This window comes from Chromohalobacter sp. 296-RDG (assembly GCF_029889885.1).
Classification (GTDB): Bacteria; Pseudomonadota; Gammaproteobacteria; order Pseudomonadales; family Halomonadaceae; genus Chromohalobacter.
This window is the reverse complement of sequence record NZ_JARANY010000217.1, coordinates 1-1,186: the sequence shown is the minus strand read 5'-3', so window position 1 is coordinate 1,186 and position 1,186 is coordinate 1. Positions and strand designations below refer to the sequence as shown.

At 66.4% G+C, this 1,186-nt stretch carries 1 protein-coding gene; it reads right to left on the bottom strand.

From position 1 onward, the window contains the following. The coding region (locus OP495_RS18005) for a beta-ketoacyl-ACP synthase (protein WP_280571146.1) at positions 1-1,186 on the bottom strand (1,186 nt) is incomplete at both ends.

Here is a 1,186-nt window from a genome sequence, read left to right as displayed (position 1 = left end):
GGCTGCGGTGCTCGCGTGCCTCGCCCGAGACGAAGTCCAAGTCGCTTAGATCCTCGTCGGCATTTTCCAGATTCAGGGTCGGGGGAAGCTGATCGTAAATGGCCGCCAGGGCGGAGAAGATGCTTTCCACGCCGCCGGCGGCGCCGAGCAGATGGCCAGTATTCGACTTGGTGGCGGAGATCGGAATACCGGCCAGGGCGTCACCGAACGCATTGCGTAATGAGGCGATCTCGGCCCGGTCGCCGACTGGCGTCGAGGTGGCGTGGGCGTTGATGTGACCGATGTCATCAGGCGCGAGCCCCGCCATCCGCAGCGCAGACCGAATGGCGGCTGCGGCACCGGCGCCATCCTCCGGCCCGGCCGTGATGTGGTGAGCATCCGCGCTGGTGCCATAACCGCTGAGGTAGGCCAACGGCGTTGCTCCGCGCGCCTCGGCGTGGGCCAGGGTTTCGATCACCAAGAGCCCCGCGCCTTCGCCCATAACGAAGCCGTTGCGGGCCTGATCGAAAGGACGCGATGCCTTGGCGGGCGCGTCCTGCTCGGGGGAGAGCGCCTTCATGGCATGAAAGCTGGCCAGCGAGAGCGGGTCGATACAGGCCTCGGCGCCGCCCACCAGAGCCACCTCGGCCTCACCGCTGCGGATCATGCGCATGCCATCACCGATGGCCTGCACGCCTGCCGCGCAGGCCGTAACCGGGCAGCCCAACGGCCCATTAAAGCCATAGCGAATCGACACATTGCCCGCCGCGAGGTTAGCCAGGAAGGCCGGTACGGTGAAAGGGGAGAGCCGACGATGCCCGCGCGTCGAGAGCGTGTTCTGCGACTGGGTGATGGTCGGGAAGCCGCCGATGCCGGAGCCCACGATGGTCGCGGTGGCCAGTCGGTCCTCTTCGATTTCCGGGAACCAGTTAGCCTGGGCCAGCGCCTCGTCGGCAGCGGCCATGGCATATAGGCTGAATAGCTCCATCTTGCGGCGTTCCTTGGCATCGGCCACGCGATCAGGGTCGAGGCCTGCTTGCGTGTCGCTCTCGATGCCGGGAACCTCGCCCGCGACCTTGATCGGCAGCTCGCCGGTATCGAAACGCGTGATCGAAGAAATGCCGGAGTGGCCGGCCAGCAGGCGCTCCCAGTTGGCGTTGACGCCGCAACCGAGTGGGCTGACCATGCCCATGCCAGTGATGACGAG